Origin of the sequence: Bacillus sp. JJ1474 (genome assembly GCF_036965225.1) — a bacterium.
GTDB lineage: Bacteria > Bacillota > Bacilli > Bacillales > Cytobacillaceae > Cytobacillus.
In genome coordinates this window covers 1-799 of record NZ_JBALPC010000056.1, presented here as the reverse complement: position 1 = coordinate 799, position 799 = coordinate 1, and the positions used below count along the sequence as shown (strand labels likewise).

Here is a 799-nt window from a genome sequence, read left to right as displayed (position 1 = left end):
TAGAAGGCTTTTCAACAATTGAAACGGCGGAAATACTAAATTGGTCTGAGGTTAAAGTCCGAAAAACACTGTCTAGGGCATTGAAGTTACTAAAAAAAATGCATGACAAAGAAGGTGGTGAACAATTTGAACAATCAATCTAATGACCAATGGAAGCAATTGAAACATTTTCGACCAACACACAATGAGAAAAATGCTTTAAGAGAGAGGCTTTTACAAACACTATATAATCAACCAATTATTCGTTCTCCAAAAAGAAGTTACAAATGGAAAGCACTCATTTCCACTTGCCTGTTCGTCCTAATTTGCAGCGGGTTTATTTGGAAAGTAATTTCCGAAAGTACTCAACCTCGTACTGCTGAGCGTAGAAATGCTGAGGAGCAGCCGATTGGGATGAACAATAAATTTACATGGGAGCTACAGGATGTTTATATAGAGAAGTTATCAAATGGCTGGGAAATCTATTCGGAAATTACTTCCAGTAAAGTTGGGAACATTGATGTTGTAACAGAAGAGGAGATGAATCAAATTACTTCTGCTATAACAATTGAAGAAATTGTAGAATTACAAAGGTTTCCATACCCAACCCACATGATTATTGAGCATTTGAAAATAAGGGATACAATTCAGCGGTTTCATTTCTTCATTCCAATTGAAAATGAGGAATTTGCTCACTTTACATTTGATTATCCCAAGATTGAACATGAGAAAATTTTTCAAGCAATGAAAACTCTGAAAATCGAAGATGTAGAGCCTGCTAAGAGTAAAGAATAAATATTTGTTAAACATGCTATAGTAT

Annotated in this window: 2 protein-coding genes; both read left to right on the top strand. The window is 34.8% G+C overall.

Annotated elements, in window-relative coordinates; genetic code table 11:
- Positions 1 to 143 (top strand): sigma factor-like helix-turn-helix DNA-binding protein (locus V7164_RS08785; protein WP_335353920.1); only part of this gene is annotated, 143 nt, incomplete at its 5' end.
- Positions 127 to 774 (top strand): hypothetical protein, encoded by a 648-nt coding sequence (locus tag V7164_RS08780; protein ID WP_335346283.1) that lies wholly within the window; start codon positions 127 to 129, stop codon positions 772 to 774. The genes V7164_RS08785 and V7164_RS08780, both read left to right, overlap by 17 nt.
- The last annotated feature ends 25 nt before the right edge of the window (positions 775 to 799 follow it).